At 45.2% G+C, this 22,412-nt stretch carries 20 protein-coding genes and 1 tRNA gene; 15 read left to right on the forward strand and 6 right to left on the reverse strand.

Annotated elements, in window-relative coordinates; all coding sequences use genetic code 11:
* The first annotated feature begins 73 nt into the window (after positions 1 to 73).
* On the forward strand, positions 74 to 1,768 hold the full coding sequence (gene fadD, locus AB4375_RS17845) for a long-chain-fatty-acid--CoA ligase FadD (protein WP_017062375.1): 1,695 nt from the start codon (positions 74 to 76) through the stop codon (positions 1,766 to 1,768).
* A gap of 143 nt (positions 1,769 to 1,911) precedes the next feature.
* Positions 1,912 to 3,030, forward strand: coding sequence for a ribonuclease D (rnd, locus tag AB4375_RS17850; RefSeq protein ID WP_017062374.1), 1,119 nt, complete (start codon positions 1,912 to 1,914; stop codon positions 3,028 to 3,030).
* Positions 3,031 to 3,159: 129 nt separating this feature from the next.
* On the opposite strand, the gene minE is transcribed toward rnd, so the two are convergent.
* Genes minE through minC form a run of 3 tightly spaced genes read right to left on the reverse strand, consistent with a single transcriptional unit; the run spans position 3,160 to position 4,926 of the window.
* Positions 3,160 to 3,423, reverse strand: a complete 264-nt coding sequence (minE, locus tag AB4375_RS17855) for a cell division topological specificity factor MinE (RefSeq protein WP_010436847.1) — start codon at positions 3,421 to 3,423, stop codon at positions 3,160 to 3,162.
* A gap of 6 nt (positions 3,424 to 3,429) precedes the next feature.
* The gene (gene minD / locus AB4375_RS17860; RefSeq protein WP_009848498.1) at positions 3,430 to 4,242 is read right to left on the reverse strand and encodes a septum site-determining protein MinD; all 813 of its coding nucleotides are present in this window, start codon (positions 4,240 to 4,242) and stop codon (positions 3,430 to 3,432) included.
* A gap of 21 nt (positions 4,243 to 4,263) precedes the next feature.
* A complete protein-coding gene (gene minC / locus AB4375_RS17865) occupies positions 4,264 to 4,926 on the reverse strand; it encodes a septum site-determining protein MinC (RefSeq protein ID WP_017063419.1) in 663 nt (220 codons plus the stop codon).
* 219 nt (positions 4,927 to 5,145) lie between these two features.
* On the opposite strand from minC, the gene AB4375_RS17870 reads away from it, so the two are divergent.
* From AB4375_RS17870 to AB4375_RS17890, 5 genes are all read left to right on the forward strand, one after another.
* Positions 5,146 to 5,436, forward strand: coding sequence for a YcgL domain-containing protein (locus AB4375_RS17870; RefSeq protein WP_017062372.1), 291 nt, complete (start codon positions 5,146 to 5,148; stop codon positions 5,434 to 5,436).
* 30 nt (positions 5,437 to 5,466) lie between these two features.
* A complete protein-coding gene (locus AB4375_RS17875) occupies positions 5,467 to 6,465 on the forward strand; it encodes a lytic transglycosylase domain-containing protein (protein ID WP_017062371.1) in 999 nt (332 codons plus the stop codon).
* A gap of 135 nt (positions 6,466 to 6,600) precedes the next feature.
* Positions 6,601 to 7,521 carry a LysR family transcriptional regulator gene (locus AB4375_RS17880; RefSeq protein WP_017063421.1) on the forward strand — a complete coding sequence of 307 codons (921 nt, stop codon included), beginning with the start codon at positions 6,601 to 6,603 and terminating at the stop codon, positions 7,519 to 7,521.
* Positions 7,522 to 7,726: 205 nt separating this feature from the next.
* The gene (locus AB4375_RS17885) at positions 7,727 to 8,926 is read left to right on the forward strand and encodes a NupC/NupG family nucleoside CNT transporter (protein WP_372052183.1); all 1,200 of its coding nucleotides are present in this window, start codon (positions 7,727 to 7,729) and stop codon (positions 8,924 to 8,926) included.
* A gap of 164 nt (positions 8,927 to 9,090) precedes the next feature.
* Positions 9,091 to 10,905 (forward strand): cation:proton antiporter, encoded by a 1,815-nt coding sequence (locus AB4375_RS17890; RefSeq protein WP_372052184.1) that lies wholly within the window; start codon positions 9,091 to 9,093, stop codon positions 10,903 to 10,905.
* A gap of 126 nt (positions 10,906 to 11,031) precedes the next feature.
* Here the strand turns inward: AB4375_RS17890 and folD are convergent, their stop codons facing one another.
* Positions 11,032 to 11,889: a bifunctional methylenetetrahydrofolate dehydrogenase/methenyltetrahydrofolate cyclohydrolase FolD gene (folD, locus tag AB4375_RS17895; protein WP_017062367.1), complete on the reverse strand. Its 858-nt coding sequence runs from the start codon at positions 11,887 to 11,889 to the stop codon at positions 11,032 to 11,034.
* Positions 11,890 to 12,100: 211 nt separating this feature from the next.
* On the opposite strand from folD, the gene AB4375_RS17900 reads away from it, so the two are divergent.
* Together AB4375_RS17900 and aroC are read left to right on the forward strand one after the other, a co-directional pair.
* Positions 12,101 to 12,177, forward strand: a tRNA-Arg gene (locus AB4375_RS17900).
* Positions 12,178 to 12,446: 269 nt separating this feature from the next.
* Positions 12,447 to 13,532, forward strand: a complete 1,086-nt coding sequence (gene aroC / locus AB4375_RS17905) for a chorismate synthase (RefSeq protein ID WP_029235357.1) — start codon at positions 12,447 to 12,449, stop codon at positions 13,530 to 13,532.
* 150 nt (positions 13,533 to 13,682) lie between these two features.
* Here the strand turns inward: aroC and AB4375_RS17910 are convergent, their stop codons facing one another.
* Entirely contained in the window at positions 13,683 to 14,306 is a 624-nt protein-coding gene (locus tag AB4375_RS17910; RefSeq protein WP_017062358.1) for a trimeric intracellular cation channel family protein, read from the reverse strand.
* Positions 14,307 to 14,605: 299 nt separating this feature from the next.
* On the opposite strand from AB4375_RS17910, the gene AB4375_RS17915 reads away from it, so the two are divergent.
* From AB4375_RS17915 to AB4375_RS17925, 3 genes are all read left to right on the forward strand, one after another.
* On the forward strand, positions 14,606 to 15,136 hold the full coding sequence (locus AB4375_RS17915) for an elongation factor P hydroxylase (protein WP_017063424.1): 531 nt from the start codon (positions 14,606 to 14,608) through the stop codon (positions 15,134 to 15,136).
* Between the two features lie 9 nt (positions 15,137 to 15,145).
* Positions 15,146 to 15,409, forward strand: coding sequence for a YfcL family protein (locus tag AB4375_RS17920; protein WP_017063425.1), 264 nt, complete (start codon positions 15,146 to 15,148; stop codon positions 15,407 to 15,409).
* A gap of 176 nt (positions 15,410 to 15,585) precedes the next feature.
* A complete protein-coding gene (locus tag AB4375_RS17925; RefSeq protein ID WP_017070306.1) occupies positions 15,586 to 16,107 on the forward strand; it encodes an NADPH-dependent FMN reductase in 522 nt (173 codons plus the stop codon).
* Between the two features lie 145 nt (positions 16,108 to 16,252).
* Here AB4375_RS17925 and mnmC read toward each other — a convergent pair whose 3' ends face one another.
* Complete coding sequence (gene mnmC, locus AB4375_RS17930) at positions 16,253 to 18,403, reverse strand: bifunctional tRNA (5-methylaminomethyl-2-thiouridine)(34)-methyltransferase MnmD/FAD-dependent 5-carboxymethylaminomethyl-2-thiouridine(34) oxidoreductase MnmC (protein ID WP_372052186.1); 2,151 nt, start codon at positions 18,401 to 18,403, stop codon at positions 16,253 to 16,255.
* A gap of 56 nt (positions 18,404 to 18,459) precedes the next feature.
* Between mnmC and fabB the strand changes: the two genes are divergently transcribed.
* From fabB to AB4375_RS17945, 3 genes are all read left to right on the forward strand, one after another.
* A complete protein-coding gene (gene fabB, locus AB4375_RS17935; protein WP_017062353.1) occupies positions 18,460 to 19,671 on the forward strand; it encodes a beta-ketoacyl-ACP synthase I in 1,212 nt (403 codons plus the stop codon).
* Positions 19,672 to 20,154: 483 nt separating this feature from the next.
* Entirely contained in the window at positions 20,155 to 21,288 is a 1,134-nt protein-coding gene (locus tag AB4375_RS17940; protein ID WP_017062351.1) for a 4-phosphoerythronate dehydrogenase, read from the forward strand.
* Between the two features lie 12 nt (positions 21,289 to 21,300).
* On the forward strand, positions 21,301 to 22,314 hold the full coding sequence (locus AB4375_RS17945) for an aspartate-semialdehyde dehydrogenase (RefSeq protein WP_017062350.1): 1,014 nt from the start codon (positions 21,301 to 21,303) through the stop codon (positions 22,312 to 22,314).
* Positions 22,315 to 22,412: the final 98 nt, after the last annotated feature.

Below are 22,412 nucleotides of genomic sequence, written 5' to 3' on the forward strand. Positions count from 1 at the left end.
AAAGCTGTGCTGTAATACCGCAATGATAAAAAGCGGCGAAGCAGTCGTCAGCTGATAAACGAGGAGTAACATAGTGGACAAACCTTGGCTTTCACGTTATCCAAGTGACGTACCAGAAACGATCAACCCAGATCAGTACCCATCTCTTGTAGAAATGTTTGAACAGTCGGTACAGAAGTACGCGGACCAACCTGCATTCGAGAACATGGGCTCGATTATGACATTCCGTAAGCTTGAAGAGCGCAGCCGTGCTTTTGCCGCTTACCTACAGAATGACTTGAAACTGAAGAAGGGCGATCGCGTCGCGCTAATGATGCCAAACCTACTGCAATACCCAATTGCACTATTTGGTGTATTGCGTGCAGGTATGATTGCAGTGAACGTCAACCCACTGTACACACCTCGTGAGCTTGAACATCAACTGAACGATTCTGGTGCAAAGGCGATTGTTATCGTATCTAACTTTGCGAGCACGCTAGAGAAAGTCGTTGATAACACGCCGGTTAAACACGTTGTTCTAACTAGCCTAGGGCAAATGCTGCCACGCGCGAAAGGGACAATTGTCGACTTTGTAGTGAAATACGTAAAAGGCATGGTGCCTAAGTATGATCTGCCGGGTGCTATCTCATTCAGAAAAGCGCTGCACAAAGGTCGTCGTCTTCAATATGTGAAACCGTTCATGGCGGGTGATGACATCGCGTTCCTACAGTACACTGGTGGTACAACAGGTGTAGCGAAGGGCGCAATCCTAACGCACCGCAATATGATTGCGAACGTACTTCAAGCGAAAGGGGCTTACGGTCCTGTTCTGCAAGAAGGCCGCGAGTTGGTTGTAACGGCATTACCGCTTTACCACGTATTTGCACTGACGGTGAACTGCTTACTGTTTGTTGAGATGGGTGGTCGTAACCTTCTAATTACTAACCCTCGTGACATTCCTGGCTTTATTAAAGAGCTGCAAAAGGTTCCGTTTACCGCAATTACCGGCGTAAACACCTTGTTTAATGCGCTAGTTAATAACGAAGATTTCCACGAGTTGGATTTCAGTAACCTACGCCTATCTGTTGGCGGCGGCATGGCGGTTCAACGCGCTGTTGCTGAGCAATGGAAGAAAGCGACAGGCATTCACCTATTGGAAGGCTATGGCTTAACTGAGTGTTCACCACTGGTAACGGGTAACCCATACGACCTGAAAGACTACACAGGTGCTATCGGCCTACCAGTACCATCGACAGAAGTTCGTATTGTTGATGATGAAGGTAAGGTTATTGCTAATGACCAAGTAGGCGAGCTACAAGTTCGTGGCCCTCAAGTGATGCAAGGTTACTGGCAGCGCCCTGAAGCGACCAAAGAAGTGATCGATCAAGACGGTTGGTTATCGACAGGTGACATCGTTAAGTTTGATGACGAAGGCTTGTTGTACATCGTTGACCGTAAGAAGGACATGATTCTTGTATCAGGCTTCAACGTCTACCCGAACGAGATTGAAGACGTTGTGGCTCTGCATGGTAAAGTGCTTGAAGTAGCAGCTATCGGTCAACCTCATGAAGTGTCTGGTGAATTGGTTAAGATCTACGTTGTGAAGCGTGACCCTAGCCTGACCAAAGAAGACATTATCGCGCACTGTCGCGAGCACTTAACGGGTTACAAAATCCCTAAATTAGTCGAGTTCAGAGATGATCTTCCAAAGACTAACGTAGGTAAGATCTTACGCCGCGTACTGCGTGAAGAAAACGATGCAGAACTTGCGAAACGCGCTAGCGAATAATTAGCCCGTTTGCGCGAAAGTACTGCACCAAAACCATTGAGGCGCTTAATCTAAGCGAGCGCTGAAAAATGGTGTTAGAATGCCGACAGTTAATGTCGGCATTTTTGTATCCGGCGATCAAATAGAAACCTGTGAGAGTTTTTGTGGATTATCAAATCATTACCCAATTGAAAGACCTTGAGCGAGTTTGCCAACAAGCACGTGAAGCCGATGTCGTTATGCTTGATACGGAGTTCGTTCGTACTAGAACCTATTACCCTCAATTAGGCTTGATTCAGTTATTTGATGGTGAAACGCTGTCACTGATTGACCCTATTGCTCTTGATGACATGACACCGTTCGTTACCTTGTTGAAAGACGCATCAGTATTGAAAGTGCTGCACGCGTGCGGTGAAGATTTGGAAGTGTTCCAGAACGCATTTGGCTGTACACCAACACCAATGGTTGATACACAGATCATGGCGGCTTTCTTAGGTCATGGTTTATCAACGGGCTTTGCTGCTCTGGTTTCAGAGTTTGTCGGTGTCGATCTCGATAAGAGTGAATCTCGCACAGACTGGCTAGCGCGTCCGCTTTCTCAAAAGCAATTGGACTACGCAGCGGCAGACGTGCATTACCTAATGCCAATGTACAACAAGCTTCTAGAAAAAGTGATGGAAGCTGGCTGGTGGGAAGCGGCTCAGCAAGAGTCTGATTTACAAGTTGCCAAGCGCATTCGTAAAGTAAACCCAGATACAGCCTACCTTGATATTAAAGGGGCGTGGCAGCTTAAACCTAAGCAATTAGCGATCTTACGACCTCTAGCAACTTGGCGTCTAAAAGAAGCAATCAAGCGCGATTTAGCGCTGAACTTTGTCTTCAAAGAACAAGACCTATGGGCTGTGGCGCGTTTTGCGATGAAAGATCCCAAGCACATGGAGCAAGAGGGTTTTGATTACCGCTCTGTGCGTCGCCATGGTGCGAAGATCAGCTCAATCGTAAAGTTAGCGGAACATACACCAGAAGAAGAGTACCCAGCACCAGTAGAACGTCTAATGGACTTCCCTGGCTACAAGCAACTGTTCAAAGTGCTGAAAGATGAAGTGAAAACAGCATCACAACACAGTGGTTTGGCGACGGAATTCTTGGCATCGAAGAAGCAACTTAACCAAATGTTAAGCTGGGTGTGGAAGCACGATCGTAACCCAGAAAAGCTGCCTGATGTTATGCAAGGCTGGCGTTTAGATGTGGTTGGCGAAAAGCTGAGTAAAGCGATCAAATAACCGCTTGCTGCTTTAAAGCCTAACTTAGTTACAGTTATAAACTGCACATACAAAAAAGAGAGCCTAGGCTCTCTTTTTTATTCAATCAATACAAGCAAGTGTATTACCTGCCAATCTTGTTCAGAAAGATTATCGATCTTCTTCTGGAAGCTTAACATTCAACTCTAACACTGAGATGTCGTCATCTTTGTGTTCAAAAGTCAGATCAACCATTGATGGATCGACCTCAACGTACTTGGCAATACACTTCAAGATGTCTTCTTTTAGTTGCGGCAGGTAAGACGGCGCTGGGTCGTCATGGCTGCGTCGTTCGGCAACAATGATCTGCAAACGTTCTTTGGCTAGGTTTGCGGTTGTCTTTTTCTGTGGTCTAAAAAACTCTAATAATGACATTGTGCATTAGCCCCCGAACAGTCGTTTGAAGATGCCTTTCTTCTGTTCCGTTAAGAAGCGGAAGTCAACTTGGCTACCCAGTAGTCGCTCTACAGTATCATTGTAAGCCATACCTGCGTCGGTTGCTTCGTCAAAGATAACTGGAACACCCTTGTTCGATGCGTTCAGTACCGCTTGGCTCTCTGGAATTACACCCAGTAGAGAGATGTGCAGGATTTCTTCAACGTCTTCAACACTGAGCATCTCACCTTGAGTTACACGTGCTGGGTTGTAGCGAGTCAATAGAAGGTGTGTTTTCACTGGCTCTAAGCCGTCTTCAGAACGACGAGATTTAGAGTCAAGAATACCTAGAATACGGTCTGAATCGCGTACTGAAGAGACTTCTGGGTTGGTGGTTACAATCGCTTCATCAGCGAAGTACAACGCCATAAGAGCGCCTTGTTCGATACCCGCAGGAGAATCACAGATGATGAAATCAAAGCCCATTTCATCCAGTTCATCAAATACACGACGAACACCATCTTTTGTTAGTGCGTCTTTATCACGAGTTTGAGAAGCAGGAAGAATGAACAGGTTCTCTGTGCGCTTGTCTTTGATCATCGCTTGGTTCAGCGTCGCTTCACCATTGATAACATTAACGAAGTCGTACACAACACGACGCTCACAACCCATGATTAAATCTAGGTTACGCAGACCGATATCAAAGTCGATAACTGCGGTTTTCTTTCCTTTTAAAGCCAGACCCGAGGCAATAGCTGCACTGGAGGTCGTTTTGCCTACCCCGCCTTTACCTGACGTTACAACGATAATGCGTGCCATTCTGTTTTCCTTTTATTTCTCTTATATTGCGAGGACATCAACGTGTAATACATCGTTTGCCATACTGAACATGGTTTTCTTCTGCCAGTACTCGCTTTCAATTTGATCGCTGAGCCAGTAATTTCCAGCAATGGAAACCAGCTCGGCTTGTAAGTCATTACAAATTATTTTTGCTTCAGTTTGACCACTTGCACCTGCAATCGCACGGCCGCGTAAAGTGCCATGAATATGGATGCTGCCATCGGCAATCACTTCCGCGCCTGCACTCACATGGCTGAGTATCAATAGATCGCCATCTTTCGCATAAACCTGCTGACCAGAACGAATAGGGGTTCTAATCACTTTGATTGGTGCCATTTTCGCTGGAGCTTGAGATGGCGACTTGCTTGCCGTCATCACTGCAAAACCGGCTTCTTTAGCGAGGTTTTGCATTCGCTTATCAGAACAGCCTGCCACACCAACCGGGATCATGCCCGCTTGAGATATACCATTTTTAAGTTGCACAAAATCGATATCGCCCGCGACTTTACTGATGTTGATAACAACAGGTGCGGCAGCGAAAAACGTAGGTGCTTGGTCTACTTTCTCTTGAAGAAAAGAGACTGCATTTTCGACTTGATCATCGGATAAGTGCAAAACAGATAGCGTAAAGCTGCTACCTTTTAGATCTGGGTTACTAGACATCGAAAAACTACAGGACCTCAATAGCGGATTAGTACAATTTCTTTATCAATAAAATAAAGGGCATTGCCTGAAACTAGGTTTATCATGTTATATTCCCAAACCAAGCACAGCAAGTAATCTTGTTGTCAAATGGACGTTTTGTTCCCAATATTTCCCTAACATAAACTATTGATCTCGCAAGTGAGAGTTTTGTAGTCATAATCAATTAAAAGGTTTGTCATGCTGTGTTCTATATATAAAAGCTCAAAGAAAGAAGGAACATACCTTTATATCCCTAAGAAGGATGATTTTTCACAAGTTCCTGACGCATTGATGCAAATGTTTGGTAAACCTAGTTTTGTAATGGTAATTAAAATGGATGGCCGTAAACTGGCTCAAGTAAACATCGAAAAAGTGAAAGAATCACTGAATACCGATGGTTTCTTTTTACAGGTTCCGCCACCACCAGTTAACGAACTTGAGCTTCATAAAGAGCGTAAAGCTCAACAGAAATCTCAAGACGAAGAGTGATAGCCACCTCAATTCAAGGAGGAGTGATCGTTGAGTAAATTTTCGAAAACCATATTGGCTGTGTCGGCATTACTATTGGGTAATAGCCTGACCATAAGTTCAGTACAAGCTGAAGAACTGAGCTTCGAGCAATATGTAGAAAAACTAAAACAACAAGGCCGTGAAGAAGGCATCTCTGAAGCGATCATTGATGAAGCCTTTGATGGTGTAACGTTTAAGCCAAGAGCGGTAAAAGCCGACAAAAACCAACCTGAGAAAAAACTGACTCTGGATGAATACATTCCACGAGCGGTTCCAGATTGGAAAGTGAAGCAAGCAAGGTCACTCTACAAGGAGCATTACACCGCGTTAAAGCGTATTGGTGATGAATATGGTGTTCAACCAAGATTCATTGTCGCGCTATGGGGCGTTGAGAGTAATTTTGGTAAGTTCACGGGCAATTACAGCGTTATCGACGCCCTAACGACCATGGCTTATGAAGGACGCCGAGAAGCTTTCTTCCGTAGCGAAGCGATGGCGGCATTGAAGATTCTTGATCAAGGCCATATTGCACCAAAAGAGATGAAAGGCTCTTGGGCTGGTGCGATGGGTCAACCTCAGTTTATGCCAAGCTCATTCTTAGCTTACGCCGCTGATGGCAGTGGTGATGGCAAGAAAGACATTTGGGGCACTGAAGAAGACGTATTTGCTTCGGCGGCCAATTATCTCAGCCAATCAGGGTGGGATGACAAATATACTTGGGGTCGTCAGGTTCATGTTCCGTCAACTGTGTCGATCGATTTACAAGGTCGAGACGAAGACAAAGCGAAATACTTAAAAGAGTGGTCTGAACTCGGTATTAAACGCTATGACGATCGCCCACTGCCAACACTTGATGAAGACATTAAAGCTTGGTTAATCATGCCGGATGATGAAACCGGACGTTCGTACCTCATTTATAACAACTACAATGTGTTAATGAAGTGGAATCGTTCTTACTACTTTGCTTTGGCAGTAAGCCACCTAGCCGACAGAATTAAGTTTGATTAACAGACCTAAGTCGCTTTGAATAGCATTTGGCCTATCATAGGCAGAACGAACTAAAGGACTCTTCGGAGTCCTTTTTGATTTTATATTTCAGAGATTTAATAAGGTGATCTTGTGCTAACAGATAGAGCTGCACAGATGGTGATATTCCATGCGCTGATCAAGCACGAAGGCTTTACCAGTGCTGCAAAAAGCTTGAACGTTTCGGTGTCTCATATCAGTAAGCAAGTCGCTTTGCTTGAAGACTCAATCGGCATCAAGTTGGTACAACGAACCACACGAAGCCTCACGCTGACTGAAGCGGGAGACGTATTCTATCAACATTGTGAGCAGCTGTTTAACACGGTGAAAGCAGCTCAGATGGATATGGACAGCCAGCGCGATGATATCTCTGGAATACTACGCGTCGGGTTGTCGCAGTCATTTGGCACACTCCATATCATTCCGGCGATTGATCAACTCAGACAGCTTTATCCTCAATTGAGAATCGAGGTCCACTTGTTCGACTATAAGGTGGACATGATTGAAGAGCGCTTGGATCTCTGGATCACCAACAATGAAGATTTGCCTGAAGGTTACATTGCGCAGCGATTAGCCGACAGTCAGTTTGTGGTGGCTGCGTCACCGGATTATCTGATTAAGGCTGGGACGCCACATGTACCTTCCGATTTGATTGACCATAACTGTCTTATCTATCGCAGCCGTGAACGAGATTACACATCGTGGGCGTTTGACAACGGGCAAGAAAACCTCAGCGTCAAAGTCGCGGGCGATTACTCAGTCGATTTGGCTGAGGCAGTACGAGACGCGGCAGTATCAGGGTGGGGCGTTGCTTATTTGGCGACTTACTTAGTGAAAGAAGAGTTTAGAACGGGCAAGCTCATTCAAGTATTGCCAGAGTGGAGAGCCAGTCAGCTGATGCCATTCTATGCCGTTTACCCGAGCCGAAAGAATATGCCGAAGAAGCTTTCGGCAGTGATTGAGTTCATTAAAGATCATATCGGGTCGCCGACGTATTGGGACAAAAACCTCAAAACTTGCGTTGAACTGCATCGCTAACTGTTTCCTAATCTATAAATATAATTTCCATATGGAAAAAGTACGCTTTTTAATCAAAGTTAATTATTAAAATTCAATAACTTAATTATACTCATAGTTAAATCGTGATTACCCCAACATCACATTAACAACCTCAGCTTGCCGCAAACGATTTCCTCTATAGAATGCGTCGCCTTTCCTATCTACAACTTTTAGGTTGACGCACATGGCTTCGCTACTTGGAATTATCACTATTTTAGTTGCCGCTTGGTTACTATCTACGGACAGAAAAAATATTCCACTAAGAACAGTCTCTTTGGCTTTCTTATTACAAATCTCATTCGCGCTGTTGGTTCTGTATGTACCAATGGGTAAAGAAGCGTTGAATGCAGCCACAGGTGCGGTATCTAGCTTGATCAACTACGGTCAAGAGGGGATTAACTTCCTATTTGGTGGCCTAACGAATAACGGATTTGTTTTCGCGATTAACGTTCTAGGCATCATTATCTTTTTCTCTGCACTGATCTCTGGTTTGTACCACATCGGCTTTATGCCAAAGGTGATCAACCTTATCGGTGGCGCACTACAAAAGTTCTTGGGCACAGGTCGTGCGGAGTCACTGTCTGCGACTGCAAACATTTTCGTTGGCATGATTGAAGCTCCATTGGTGGTTAAGCCTTACTTGAAGCACATGACGGATTCACAACTGTTTGCTGTGATGGTGTGTGGTTTGGCTTCTGTCGCTGGTGGTACGCTAGTGGGTTACGCATCGCTTGGCGTTGACCTAAACTTCCTGATCGCTGCGGCATTCATGTCTGCACCTGCTGGCCTATTGATGGCTAAGATCTTAGTACCAGGTAGCGCAGATGACGCTCAAGAAAATATTGAGTCTGACGTTGAAATTCCACGAGCAACAAACGTAGTTGAGGCAATGGCAGATGGGGCTATGTCTGGACTTCGTATTGCCGTTGCGGTGGGTGCGACACTACTTGCCTTTATCAGTGTGATTGCAATGCTGAATGGCTTGCTAGGTATTGTTGGTGGTTGGTTTGGCGTAAACCTAAGCTTCGAACTTCTACTAGGTTATGTGTTCGCACCCGTTGCATGGCTGATCGGTGTGCCGTGGTCTGAGGCTGTGGTTGCGGGCTCATTGATCGGTAACAAGATTGTCGTGAACGAGTTCGTGGCTTTCATCCAACTAATGGATGCTAAAGAGGCGCTAAGTGAGCACTCACAAGCGATCGTAACTTTCGCTCTATGCGGCTTTGCTAACATCTCTACCATGGCGATTCTTATCGGTGGTTTGGGCAGCTTAGTTCCAGAACGTCGCTCTTTCATCTCACAATATGGCTTCAAAGCAATTTGTGCAGGTGTGTTTGCTAACCTAATGAGTGCTGCTATTGCTGGTGTTGTACTTTCTCTATAGTTAACTGATCATGACTTTACTCCCCCTATAGTAAAGTGACTGATTAATCACAATAATATTCGGTTAGCGTGAAAAAGAGAGCCTATAGTGTAAGAACGTAGGCTTTCTTATTTCATTGAATAGTTTGTACCACAGGGTGTGGTGCAAACCTTTTAGGGGCACAAATGGATTTGTCGATTACTTCTTCTTTGGCGTTAATTGGACTCTTGTCTTTAGCTTGTCAGCAGCTCGGCTGGCGTTTACGTCTTCCCGCCATTCTCCCTCTCCTTATCGTTGGCCTATTGTTAGGTCCCGGCCTGAATATTCTAAATCCCGATGCCATTTTCGGTGATGTGCTGTTTCCTATGATCTCCTTAGGGGTTGCCATCATCTTGTTTGAAGGAGCATTGACCCTAAATTTCAAAGAAATCAGAGGCCATGGCCGGATGGTGACTCACCTCGTAAGTTTCGGCATGTTGATTACATGGGCGTGTATCGTGGTGGGGGCATACTACTTTGTGGACTTCAGTTGGCCGTTAGCCGCACTGTTTGGTGCATTAGTTGTGGTAACTGGCCCTACGGTAATCGTGCCCATGCTTCGCAGTATTCAGCCTAAATCTTCGTTAGGCAGTATCTTGCGATGGGAAGGGATAGTAATTGATCCGATTGGCGCTCTGTTTGCGGTTCTCGTCTACGAGTACATTGTTTCTTCTGCCGACCCTACCGGACACGTTCTGTCAGCTCTGGGCCTGACGTTAGTCATAGGTTTAGGCTTAGGGAGCATCGGTGGCCATTTGATTGCCAAGATGCTGCAAGGGCATTGGGTACCGCACTATTTACGTAATGTGGCTGTGCTGACGCTAATGTTGGCGGCGTTCTCGTTTTCTAATGATCTGAGTGAAGAATCGGGTTTATTAACCGTGACCATCATGGGGATCTGGCTTGCCAACGTGAAGGGCTTGGATATCGAAGACATCATCGAATTCAAAGAAACCCTGACCGTGTTACTTATTTCTGCGTTGTTTATTCTGTTAGCGAGCAGGCTTGACTCCGGAACCTTCCTCTCGATAGGCTGGGGTGGGGTTGGGTTGCTAGCGGTGGTTATGTTGGTGGCTCGCCCGTTAAGCGTGTGGATCAGCGGGATCGGTACGGATCTTAATTCGGCGGATAAATGGTTTTTGAGTTGGATGGCACCTCGCGGGATCGTAGCAGCCGCGGTTTCTTCTCTGTTTGCGATAAAACTGCAAGAGAAGCAATTGATTGAAGGCGCAGATCTGCTCGTGCCCATGGTGTTCTTAGTCATTATTGGTACGGTTGTGATTCAGAGCCTTACCGCGAGCTGGTGGGCGAGAAGGCTAGGGGTCACTCAAGAGAAAGCGCAAGGGGTTATCTTCTTTGGCGCCACTCACTTTGCAAGACAATTTGCCAAGGTGCTAGCCACACACAACATCAACAGTGTGCTTGCTGATACTAACTGGGAAAGCATTCGCTTAGCTCGTATGGATAACTTGAATGTTTACTTTGGTAACCCAGCTTCAAGCCACGCGGAAAACAATTTGGAACTCGATGGGATAGGGCGTGCGATGATCGTCTCGCCTTATCGTCAAACCAACCCGTTAGTCAGCATGCATTACCAAGACGAGTTTGGTGCCAATAAGGTGTTTGAGCTTGAATCGTCAGAGACTAAGCATGAAAGACATCAAGTGAGCCGCAATAGCAATCGAAGTCTGTTCTCGGAAGGGATTACCTATTCTAAGCTTAACTCACTGATGGCTCAGGGTAGCCAAATTAAAAGTACAGGTTTGACCGAGGCATTTGATTTAAAAGAGTTTAACGCTTTGTATCCTAAAGCCATTCCTCTTGGGGTGATTAATGGCGGTGATTTCCGTTTAATTACACAAGGATCTGAGTTGGAAAAACTCATATCAACGGAGTGTGAGCTTATTAGTTTATTACCGCCTTCTGAACAGACGGAAAAAGTCGAGACTCCAGATAAGTAGCAACGAGCACTTCATCAAAAGCGAGTCACCCCGTTGTAAAGACGAATAGCTAAGTACCAAAGCATCAAAAAAGCCGCAACGTTCATCACGTTGCGGCTTTCTAATTTTATTTATATGCGCTGCGGACTACTTCGAGTGAAATTGCTCGCAAGCGATCATGGTGTTCTCGATTAGGCTCGCAACCGTCATTGGGCCAACACCACCCGGCACAGGTGTGATGAAGCTTGCGCTTTCTTTCGCTACGTCGTATTCAACGTCGCCCACTAGTTTGCCAGATTCTAAACGGTTGATACCAACATCGACCACAACAGCGCCTTTCTTAATCCAAGCGCCAGGAATGAAGTTAGGTTTACCAACGGCAACTACAACAACGTCTGCTTGACGCACGTGACCTTCAAGGTCTTTGGTGAAGCGGTGACATGTTGTCGTCGTACAACCTGCTAGAAGAAGCTCTAGCGTCATTGGGCGACCTACGATGTTTGATGCGCCAACCACAACCGCGTGCTTACCACGTAAGTCGATGTTGTAACGGTCAAGCAGCGTGATGATGCCTTTTGGCGTGCAAGAGCGAAGCTTAGGCATGCGCTGAGCCAAACGGCCGACATTGTAGGGGTGGAAGCCATCAACGTCTTTTTCTGGCGTGATACGCTCAAGAACGTGAGTGCTATCAATGCCTGCTGGTAGAGGCAGTTGAACAAGAATACCGTCGATCTCTGGATCGTCGTTCAGTTGGTCTACAAGTGTTAACAATTCGTCTTCTGTCGCAGTGGCTGGCAAGTCGTAAGATTTAGATACGAAGCCAACTTCTTCACACGCTTTACGCTTACTTCCAACGTAAACCTGAGAAGCAGGGTCTTCACCCACTAAAACAACCGCTAGGCCCGGAGCGCGTAATCCAGCTTCAGTACGAGCTTTTACACGTGCAGCAACTTCGGAGCGAACCGTTTGAGAAATTAGCTTTCCATCAATATTTTGAGCAGTCATGAATTTCCTTAGTATTGATATTCAAGTTAGTGGCTGATGTTTTTGGCGCATTATTCCAGAAAATCTTTTTGATTACCATCAAGCAAACGTTTGCTTTGCTCTATTTTCCAACACTTATATGTTTGTTGGCCTTTTTTTACCCACTTAGATCAGAATGTTACATAAAGCCGTTGCTTTACTGATTCGAATTCGTATAATTCGTTCCTGTAGCGCGCCCTTAGCTCAGCTGGATAGAGCACCTCCCTTCTAAGGAGGTGGTCGTAGGTTCGAATCCTACAGGGCGTGCCATTATTTAAAGAAACCCGATAACTCTCCGAGTTGTCGGGTTTTTTGCATTTTACACATCATAAAACACTTCTTTTCAAGCGCGACTCATTTTCTTCTGTTATTCGTTTCATTCGGCTTATGTAATAGAAAGTTAAAATTGTTCGTTTTTTGGGGTTTACATCATTTGGTAATAAAGCCACTATGAATTCACGAAGAATAGACAAGTAAAGCTATTAGCCAGTCGGTTTAGGAATCAAACCTTCTGATTGATGGCTGATTTAGAGGAAGCAATGGCAGGAAACAGTATCGGACAACACTTTCGAGTGACCACATTCGGAGAGAGTCACGGTATCGCACTAGGATGTATCGTAGACGGGTGCCCACCAGGATTAGAAATTACCGAAGAAGATCTGCAGAAAGATCTGGACCGTCGTCGTCCGGGCACTTCTCGCTATACAACGGCTCGTCGTGAAGCGGATGAAGTGAAAATCTTATCAGGTGTATTTGAAGGCCAAACTACGGGTACTTCTATTGGTCTATTGATTGAAAATACAGACCAACGCTCTAAAGACTATTCCGAAATTAAAGACAAGTTCCGCCCTGGCCACGCTGACTATACGTACCATCAAAAGTACGGTGTGCGTGATTACCGAGGTGGTGGTCGTTCTTCAGCTCGTGAAACTGCAATGCGTGTTGCTGCAGGTGCAATTGCGAAGAAATACCTAAAACAAGAATTTGGTGTTGAAATCCAAGCTTACCTTTCTCAAATGGGTGATATCTCAATTGATAAAGTGGATTGGAACGAGATTGAAAACAACGCTTTCTTCTGTCCAGATGCCGACAAAGTACCAGAATTTGATCAACTGATTCGTGACTTGCTAAAAGAAGGCAACTCGATCGGTGCGAAGATTCAAGTGGTTGCGACTAAAGTGCCAGTAGGCCTTGGTGAGCCAATCTTTGATCGTCTAGATGCTGACATCGCGCACGCTCTAATGAGCATTAACGCTGTGAAAGGTGTTGAGATTGGTGATGGCTTCGATGTTGTTAATCAACGCGGTAGTGAACACCGTGACCCATTAACTCCAGAAGGTTTCAGCAGCAATCATGCTGGCGGTATCTTAGGTGGTATCTCTACTGGTCAAGATATTGTGGCAAGCATTGCGCTTAAACCAACATCAAGCATCACTGTACCTGGTGACACAATCACGAAAGATGGTGAAGCAACGCAGCTAATCACGAAAGGTCGTCACGATCCATGTGTTGGCATCCGTGCGGTACCTATTGCAGAAGCAATGCTGGCTATCGTGCTGCTTGACCACTTGCTACGTCATCGTGGTCAAAACTTTGGTGTGACAACTGAAACACCACAAATCTAATTCTGCTTCTTTTTATTTAGAATAGAATTGGTAGAAACAAAAAAGGGTTGCTTCGTAATGAAGTAACCCTTTTTCACATTAGCAGGATTATTCGTCCGGTTAGCGACTATCGTCATTAAAGACAGCTAGCAGCTTAAGGCTCTTAATCCATTAATGCACTGAACTTTCAGGATCAAGCTGGAACGAAGGCAAACTCCATTTGAATCTTACAGCCGCCATGCGCAGCAAGTAACCAACTACAAGCGTCACAATTGTCGCCGTGACGTCGTTGATGCCAAGCTCAAGCAAACCTAGGTACAAACCTGAAGCGACAAGTGCGACAGAGGCATACAGCTCTTCATGTAACACCAATGGTGTTTGACGACAGATAAGGTCACGTAACAAACCACCAAAGACACCTGTCACTAATGCCGATACCATGCAAATCATCGGGTGCAGACCCATGGTCATCGCTACTTTGGTACCAATGATACTGAATACGATTAGGCCTAAGGCATCCAAGCGAATAAACAAACCTTTTAGCTTGATAACCCATTTCGCCAACCCGGTTGTAATGACACCTGCTATACAGGTGATGGCCAGATACTGAGGGTTTTCAACCCAACCTAAAGGGTAATGGCCAAGTAAGATATCGCGTACTGTACCGCCGCCAATTGCCGTTGCGCTCGCAACCAACATTACACCAAACCAATCCATTTTTTGTTTGCCTGCACTGAGAGCGCCGGTCATGGCTTCTGCCGTGATGCCAATGATATACAAAACACTTAGTAGCATTGCTGTAGCTCTATAATATAGGTCTATAAATTGGAGTCTTATAGGCCATAGGGATATAAAAATGAAGCGCGAGTGTAGTAGTAAAAATGCTGATTGACGAATGAATATTTGTACCGTGAATGGCCTTTTCAGATTAGCTAAACTAATCATTCACCTTAAAGTGGTGTAATCTGGGAATGGCAATCGATTGTCACTGCAAAGTATAATGGCGAACCCGATGTCATTACGCTTGATAGGGCTTTACCGAGCGCTTAAAAAAAAGCAAAATGCCCCAGTTATTTTTACTTAAATTTGATTTTATGACACACCAATACTCAGACATTATCGATATCTTCAATCAGACCTTTTTTGAAAGCTTTAATACCAAACTAGAGCTAGGGGCTGATGAGCCGATCTATTTGCCTGCTGATGATACTATCCCACACCATCGAATCGTGTTCGCACGTGGCTTTTACGCCTCTGCACTCCATGAGATCGCACACTGGTGCGTTGCTGGGCCTGAGCGTCGTTTACTTGAAGATTTTGGCTATTGGTATGAACCTGACGGTCGAACGGAATCGGTTCAAGCTGAGTTTGAAAAAGTAGAAATTCGCCCACAAGCGTATGAATGGATCATTGCGATGAGCGCAGGCTTTCCTTTTAATGTCAGCTGTGACAATCTACACGGCGATTTTGAGCCAGATCGTTTGGCCTTTATGAATAAAGTACATAGCGAAGTTATGGGTATCTTTGAAGTAGGCTTTCCGCCTCGCGTGAAAATGCTCTCTGAAGCATTACGCAGCTTCTACGATGTAGAACCTTTATGTGCTAGCCAATTTATTGTGAAATAAGAGAATATTATGATTATCGAATTTGAAGAAAAACTACTTGAAGTAATTGATGCTCGCATTGAAAACGCATCAGACGATGAACTGTTTGCTGGTGGTTACTTACGTGGTCATATTTCTCTTTCAGTGGCTTCATGTGAAGAAGAAGGCATTGAAGATGTGGCTGAAGTAAAAGCTCGTATTGAACAGAGCCTAGACGACGCTCGCTCTGAACTAACACCAGCAGACCGCACTATCGTTAATGACCTTTGGGTTGAGCTACAAAACCAAGCTTAATCTCGATGTATTAATACTATCCGCTCAGTCCCTTCCTTTCCCATTTTGCTGAGCGAACTGGTTTATTTGAGACTCGTTCGAAATTTTTGAATGAGTCCGTTCATTTCTTGTGATGGTTACATTTTCTTACTACGTTATTCTAATCCCACTTAACGGAATTACAGAAAGGTCACATCATGAAAGTTATCGCATTTGGCGCAAGCACAAGTTCTACCTCAATCAACAAAACACTAGCAACTTACGCAGCAAACTTGATTGAAGGTGCTGAAGTAAAAGTCCTAGACATCAACGATTACAATGTTCCTATGTTCAGTGAAGACACTGAAAAAGAGATTGGCCAAGCTGAAGGTGCTCAAGCATTCCTACGCGACCTAGCTGAAGCTGATGCGTTTGTTATCTCGTTCGCAGAACACAATGGTCACTACCCAGCAGCGTATAAAAACCTATTTGACTGGGCGACACGTATTGAGCGTTCAGTGTTTGGCGAGAAGCCGGCGGTTTACCTAGCGACTTCACCGGGCCCTGGTGGCGCACAAACGGTACTTGGTGCAGCGACAGGTTCTGCACCTTACTTCGGTGGCAACGTGCAAGCGTCAGTTTCAGTACCAAGCTTCTACGATAACTTTGATTTTGAATCTGGTTCTATCAGCAACGAAGAGATTGCTCTACAGATTAAAGACGCGGTTGCTAAGCTGTAAATACAGCTTCGTTTAGAACATCAGTTTAGAGCAACACGAATAACAAAAAGCCCGAGCGACACAATGAACTCGGGCTTTTTAGCTTTTAACTTATTAGTTTCAGATATTCAGAAATTTCAGATGTTCAAAATAGCTGAACTAGAAACTACGGCTTTGATTTAGAATGCTTGTCAGCAACCCATCCAGCCGTTAATGCCTTACCTTTACGCAGTCTGCGTACCCACATTCGACTTGGGTGAATCGCCTCAAGCACATCAACAGGCAAGGGCAGCGGATCGCCACAGATCTGTGATGCTAATACTTCAGCCAATAATGGTGCAGAGCTCAAACCACGTGAACCCAGTCCGATAAAGCAATAAAGGTTAGGGAAGCTTGTTACCGTTTCTACATCCTCAACCGAGTCACGCTGCGGGTTGAAGTTGTGGAGATCTTGGTACTGCTCCTTAATGGCTTCAAAGTCACCAACGTTTCCGACAAACGGAAGGTGGTCACGGCTTACGCTTCGGATACCTTGGCGCGCTAAGTTGTCACTGGTATCGACATCTTTTGTCCATGCTTGGTCTGGTAGTGACCCATGTAGGCGCTCGCCATTGTGCTGCTGAACCTCAATATCAAATTCTTGGTCGATATTGGTTTTGTCGTAGTTCGCACCAATACAGTGATGACTATTGTTGGGGTTCTGTGGCGTCAAATAGCCATCAAAGCACAACACGGTTTTTAGCTGGCTGAGATTTTCCGTGGTCGGAATATGGCTCACTTGGCCTTTAACCGGAGTCAGTGGTACTGGCTGAGTTTGTTCAAACTGAGTGAACTTGTGTCCATTCGCGACAACCACTTGGTCGTGCTTGGTTTGAATCTCACCTTGAGGTGTATCCATCGTCAGTATCCATTGTTGTTCAGCTTCGAGCCACTCAAGTTGCGTTACTTGATGTTGATAGTGCGCGCTTACTTGGTTGTTCTCTTCTAACTTGCCAATCAAGCCTTGAGTCAGTTGCAGAGGGCTTAGCCAACCACCCAGCGGAAAGTAAACACTCTCTTTATCGACGGGTAAGCCAATCTTTTCGTTGGCTTGCTCTGGCGATAAACGCTGAATCAGGTCGGTGTGGAAGTTGCCTTCCAACATGCGGTTGAGCTTTTTAGTGGAGCCTTGATCCCACATCAAGATGTTCACGCCACACCAACTGTGATCAAATTGAATAGACTGAGCCGCTTGATTAATAAATTGACGAGCAAACAGTAAGCCTGGTCCAAACACGCGAGACACGTTCGAGGTGGCTTCGCTTAACAATGGATAAATCGCACCTTGATTGTTGCCTGATGCATTACCCGCTGCTTGTGGGTGCTCACAATAAAGCGTGATGTCTTTACCACGGCGGCTCAGCGTTTTAGCGAGTGCTGCACTAGCAACACCACCACCGATGATAGCGATGTCTTGCGATTCGTTGTGCTGTGATAGGCCATACCAAGGTTTGATGTTGGTGTGAGCATGCTTTTCGCCAAGTCGGCCTGCAATCATTTCTCGCTTGGTGCCAAAACCTTTGACCTTCTTCATTTCAAAGCCAGCTTCAATTAAGCCACGGCGCACAAAGCCAGCCGCGGTAAAAGTCGCACAGCTACAATCTTGTTTGGCTAGCTTTGCCATGCCATTGAATAGGTTTTGGTTCCACATCTCTGGGTTTTTGCTTGGGGCGAATCCATCTAGGAACCATGCATCCACCAAACCTTGCTTTGGCGTAGGCACGCTTGGCATACAGTCTTTGATATCACCGAACCATAAATCCAATGTGATTGCACCGTCGCCCAGCACAATGCGGTGACATTCAGGTAGAGCAATAGGGTAGTGTTCTTGGAGTTGGGTCGCATACTCGGCTAATTCTGGCCACGATTGGTGTGCTTTGATCAGATCCTCTTTATTTAAAGGATATTTTTCAAAACTGATGAAATGTAACTCTTTGGTCATCGCTTGTGGGTTATCTTTAAGAAAAGCATCGAACCATTGCCAAACTGCAAGAAAGTTCAAACCTGTGCCAAAGCCGGTTTCAGCAATCACAAAGCGGCGTTGTTCATGTTCAAGCCAACGCTCTGGAAGGTGGTTTTGCTTTAAAAAGACGTAGCGAGTTTCTTCTAAACCGTTAACATTGGAGAAGTAAACGTCGTCAAATTGGTCTGAAACTGGCGTGCCAGACTCATTCCATTCCAGTTCTGCATTAGTAATTGAAGTCATAAAATCTATCATTTTGTGATTTGAAGCGATATGTTGGTAGGGATTGTACGAATTTCTAGGAAAGCTGACCACTTTTGTTGGGCTTCTTAGTTATCATCTAGCTGAATTTAGAATTATAGGAATGTCACATGAAACGAGTCGTAATCACCGGTATGGGTATTGTTTCAAGTATCGGTAACAACGTCGAAGAAGTTTTAGCATCACTGAAAGAGGGTAAATCTGGTATTACCGCTTCAGAGCAGTTCAAGGAAAATGGCTTGCGCTCTCAAGTATGGGGTAACCTAAAAATGAACCCTGCTGACCATATCGATCGCAAAAAAATGCGCTTTATGGGTGATGCAGCGGCATTCGCTTATCTTTCAATGGAGCAAGCAATTGCTGATTCTGGCTTAACTGAAGATCAAGTATCTAATGACCGCACGGGTATCGTTGCGGGTTCAGGTGGTGCTTCATCTCTAAACCAAGTAAACGCGGTAGACATCATCCGTGAGAAAGGCGTGAAGCGCGTTGGTCCATACATGGTTCCACGTACAATGGCTTCTACGGTTTCTGCTTGTCTAGCAACTCCTTTCAAAATCCGTGGTGTGAACTACTCTATGAGCTCTGCATGTGCGACATCTGCACACTGTATTGGTCACGCAATGGAGCTTATCCAACTTGGTAAGCAAGACGTTGTATTCGCTGGTGGCGGTGAAGAACTGGATTGGTCTCTGACTATGATGTTCGACGCAATGGGCGCACTTTCTACTAAGTACAACGACACGCCAGAGCTGGCTTCTCGTACCTACGATGCAGACCGTGATGGTTTCGTTATCTCTGGTGGCGGCGGCATGTTAGTTATCGAAGAGCTTGAGCACGCTGTTGCTCGTGGCGCAAAAATCTACGGTGAAATCGTAGGCTACGGCGCAACTTCAGATGGCTACGACATGGTTGCTCCTTCTGGTGAAGGTGCGGTTCGTTGTATGAAGATGGCGATGCAAAACGTTGATGGCGTTGATTACGTGAACACTCACGGTACTTCAACTCCAGTTGGCGACGTTAAAGAGCTAGGCGCTATCCAAGAAGTATTTGGTGGCAACAGCCCAGCAATTTCTGCAACTAAAGCGATGACAGGTCACGCTCTAGGTGCTGCTGGCGTACACGAAGCTATTTACTCAACGCTAATGCTAGATAACGGCTTTATTGCTCCAAGCATTAACGTTTCTAACCTAGACGAAGCTGCTGCTGGCCTAGACATCGTGACTGAAGCTCGTGATCAAGAGCTAACTACAGTTATGTCTAACAGTTTTGGTTTCGGCGGTACGAACGCAACGCTAGTAATCAAAAAGTACCAAGCTTAACTTAAGCTTGAGTTACAGAGACAAGGTTAATCGTTAAAGGGTTGCGCTAGTGCCGATTCAACACGCACAGGTCACCCAGTAATAATGACCATCAGAACAAAGTTTTTAGACGCAGGTTGGTAAACGTGTTTTTTGAACATAGTTTTTAAATCTGGGTTTAGAGATTGAAAGGTTTCCAGAGCTTGACCAGTACTGACTTTGGTTAGTACTGGTTGAACAGACGCAAGACTCTGTCTCCTGGAGAGCGAGATAGGATCCTTTTGTTCTGGATGTTTGCCCGATTGTTTATTCAATCGGGCATTTTTCGTTTTAGCCGTTTGAGATTTGGGTATGGAATCTTATGCCTGTTGTTTGTGCAGACTCAGTGATTCAGCCCTTTATTTATAATGTATTCCAATTGCTACTCGACACCGTGTGTGGAATTTTGCACAATCATTTCAATTCACATTTAGGTCGATAGACCCCAACAAAAGTACTCGCCAAATGAAAATCTTAATCGACGAAAATATGCCTTACGCTGAAGCGCTTTTTAGCCAGCTAGGGGAAGTGACAATGAAGTCTGGTCGCACACTTACTGCTGACGACCTAGTTGACGTAGACGCATTGATGATTCGCTCTGTTACCAAGGTAAACGAGTCATTGATCAGCAAAGCCAATAAGCTGAAGTTTGTCGGTACTGCGACGGCTGGTATGGACCATGTTGACCAAGAATTGATGAAAGAGCGTGGCATTTTCTTTACTGCGGCGCCTGGCTGTAACAAGGTGGGTGTTGCTGAGTACGCATTCAGTGCGATGATGGTGCTTGCGCAACAGCAAGGCTTTTCTGTTTTTGATAAAACGGTTGGTATTATCGGCTGTGGTCAAGTGGGCAGTTACTTAGCGAAGTGCCTTGAAGGTATTGGTATCAAAGTTCTGCTGAACGACCCTCTAAAACAGCAAGAGGGTGATACGCGCGAATTTACTGAGTTAGAGACTTTGCTTGAACAATCAGACGTTATTACATTACACACGCCAATCACTAAGACGGGTGAGTATCCAACGCATCACTTGATCAGTGAGCAAGTGCTGAACAACTTACGTGCTGATCAAATCCTGATTAATGCAGCTCGCGGTCCTGTGGTTGATAACCAAGCGCTAAAAGCTCGCCTGCAAAAAGCCGATGGTTTCACTGCAGTGCTTGATGTGTTTGAGTTTGAACCTGAAGTCGACTTTGAGCTTCTTCCGTTACTCGCTTTTGCAACGCCTCACGTAGCGGGCTACGGTTTAGAAGGTAAAGCGCGTGGTACCACGATGATCTTCAACAGTTATTGTGAATTTTTAGGTACTGAACAGCGTGCGTATGCAAGCGACTTATTGCCGACAGCGCCTGTACCTCAAATGAAATTAGATAGAGCTTGGGATGAAGCAACACTGCACAATTTGACTCAGTTGATCTATGATGTGCGCAAAGACGACGCCTTATTCCGTCGCAATATCGTTACGCCGGGTTCTTTTGACAAGATGCGTAAAGAATATTGGGACCGCAGAGAGTACAGTGCAGTCGAGTTAACGGGCGACGAATCTTGTAATTTAACGCCGTTATCTAAACTCGGTTTTATGGTAAAGCCAACTTTATAAAAGAGAGAAACAATGAGCCAAGAATTTAATATTGCTATTTTAGGTGCGACTGGTGCGGTTGGTGAAACCATTCTTGAAGTACTTAAAGAGCGTAAATTCCCTGTCGGTGAAATGCACTTACTAGCAAGTGAACGTAGTGAAGGCAAAACTTCCCGTTTTAACGGCAAAACAATACAAGTACAAAACGTAGAAGACTTCGATTGGTCTCAAGTACATATTGCGTTTTTCTCTGCAGGTAGCGAGCTTTCAGAGCGTTGGGCTCCAATTGCGGCTGATGAAGGTGTGGTTGTCATCGATAACACATCACGCTTCCGTTACGAATACGATGTTCCTCTGGTTGTGCCTGAAGTGAACCCTGAAGCGATTGCTGAGTTCCGTAACCGTAACATCATCGCGAACCCTAACTGCTCGACTATCCAAATGGTAGTAGCGCTAAAACCAATTCACGATGAAGTGGGCCTTGAGCGTATTAACGTTTCAACTTACCAATCTGTGTCTGGTGCAGGTAAGCCAGGTATCGATGAGCTAGCGGGTCAAACGGCTAAGCTTCTTAACGGTATGCCAGCTGAAAACTCAGCGTTCTCACAACAAATCGCTTTCAACTGTATTCCTCAAATCGATGAATTTACAGAGAATGGCTACACGCGTGAAGAGATGAAGATGGTTTGGGAAACTCAAAAAATCTTTGCTGACTCTTCAATCACAGTGAACCCGACTTGTGTCCGCGTACCAGTATTTTACGGTCACGCAGAATCTCTACACATTGAAACTCGCGCACCAATCGGTGCAGAGCAAGTGGTTCAGCTTCTAGAGAACACAGAAGGTGTTGAAGTATTCCAAGCGCTAGACTTCCCAACTCAAGTTCGTGATGCAGGTGGTAAAGACCACGTAATGGTTGGTCGTATTCGTAACGACATCAGCCATCACAGTGGCGTAAACATGTGGGTTGTCGCTGATAACGTTCGTAAAGGCGCAGCAACAAACGCAGTTCAAATCGCTGAAGTTCTGATTCGCGATTACTTCTAAGCTTTATTGCTTTGATAAAAAAGCCTCACTCTTTAGTGGGGCTTTTTTAATCGATTAAAAATATTGTTAGTCAAATTGTGTGAAATTGCTGCGAATAT

Source organism: Vibrio sp. 10N.261.51.C6 (assembly GCF_041471785.1).
GTDB lineage: Bacteria > Pseudomonadota > Gammaproteobacteria > Enterobacterales > Vibrionaceae > Vibrio > Vibrio crassostreae_C.

What these genes read in the sequence shown, in the direction of transcription:
- minE (WP_010436847.1), bottom strand. Translation starts at nt 3,423, where the DNA reads ATGTCATTATTAGAGTTTTTTAGACCACAGAAAAAGACAACCGCAAAC.
- minD (WP_009848498.1), bottom strand. Translation starts at nt 4,242, where the DNA reads ATGGCACGCATTATCGTTGTAACGTCAGGTAAAGGCGGGGTAGGCAAA.
- minC (WP_017063419.1), bottom strand. Translation starts at nt 4,926, where the DNA reads ATGTCTAGTAACCCAGATCTAAAAGGTAGCAGCTTTACGCTATCTGTT.
- AB4375_RS17870 (WP_017062372.1), top strand. Translation starts at nt 5,146, where the DNA reads ATGCTGTGTTCTATATATAAAAGCTCAAAGAAAGAAGGAACATACCTT.
- AB4375_RS17880 (WP_017063421.1), top strand. Translation starts at nt 6,601, where the DNA reads ATGGTGATATTCCATGCGCTGATCAAGCACGAAGGCTTTACCAGTGCT.
- AB4375_RS17885 (WP_372052183.1), top strand. Translation starts at nt 7,727, where the DNA reads ATGGCTTCGCTACTTGGAATTATCACTATTTTAGTTGCCGCTTGGTTA.
- AB4375_RS17890 (WP_372052184.1), top strand. Translation starts at nt 9,091, where the DNA reads ATGGATTTGTCGATTACTTCTTCTTTGGCGTTAATTGGACTCTTGTCT.
- folD (WP_017062367.1), bottom strand. Translation starts at nt 11,889, where the DNA reads ATGACTGCTCAAAATATTGATGGAAAGCTAATTTCTCAAACGGTTCGC.
- aroC (WP_029235357.1), top strand. Translation starts at nt 12,447, where the DNA reads ATGGCAGGAAACAGTATCGGACAACACTTTCGAGTGACCACATTCGGA.
- AB4375_RS17910 (WP_017062358.1), bottom strand. Translation starts at nt 14,306, where the DNA reads ATGCTACTAAGTGTTTTGTATATCATTGGCATCACGGCAGAAGCCATG.
- AB4375_RS17915 (WP_017063424.1), top strand. Translation starts at nt 14,606, where the DNA reads ATGACACACCAATACTCAGACATTATCGATATCTTCAATCAGACCTTT.
- AB4375_RS17920 (WP_017063425.1), top strand. Translation starts at nt 15,146, where the DNA reads ATGATTATCGAATTTGAAGAAAAACTACTTGAAGTAATTGATGCTCGC.
- AB4375_RS17925 (WP_017070306.1), top strand. Translation starts at nt 15,586, where the DNA reads ATGAAAGTTATCGCATTTGGCGCAAGCACAAGTTCTACCTCAATCAAC.
- fabB (WP_017062353.1), top strand. Translation starts at nt 18,460, where the DNA reads ATGAAACGAGTCGTAATCACCGGTATGGGTATTGTTTCAAGTATCGGT.
- AB4375_RS17940 (WP_017062351.1), top strand. Translation starts at nt 20,155, where the DNA reads ATGAAAATCTTAATCGACGAAAATATGCCTTACGCTGAAGCGCTTTTT.
- AB4375_RS17945 (WP_017062350.1), top strand. Translation starts at nt 21,301, where the DNA reads ATGAGCCAAGAATTTAATATTGCTATTTTAGGTGCGACTGGTGCGGTT.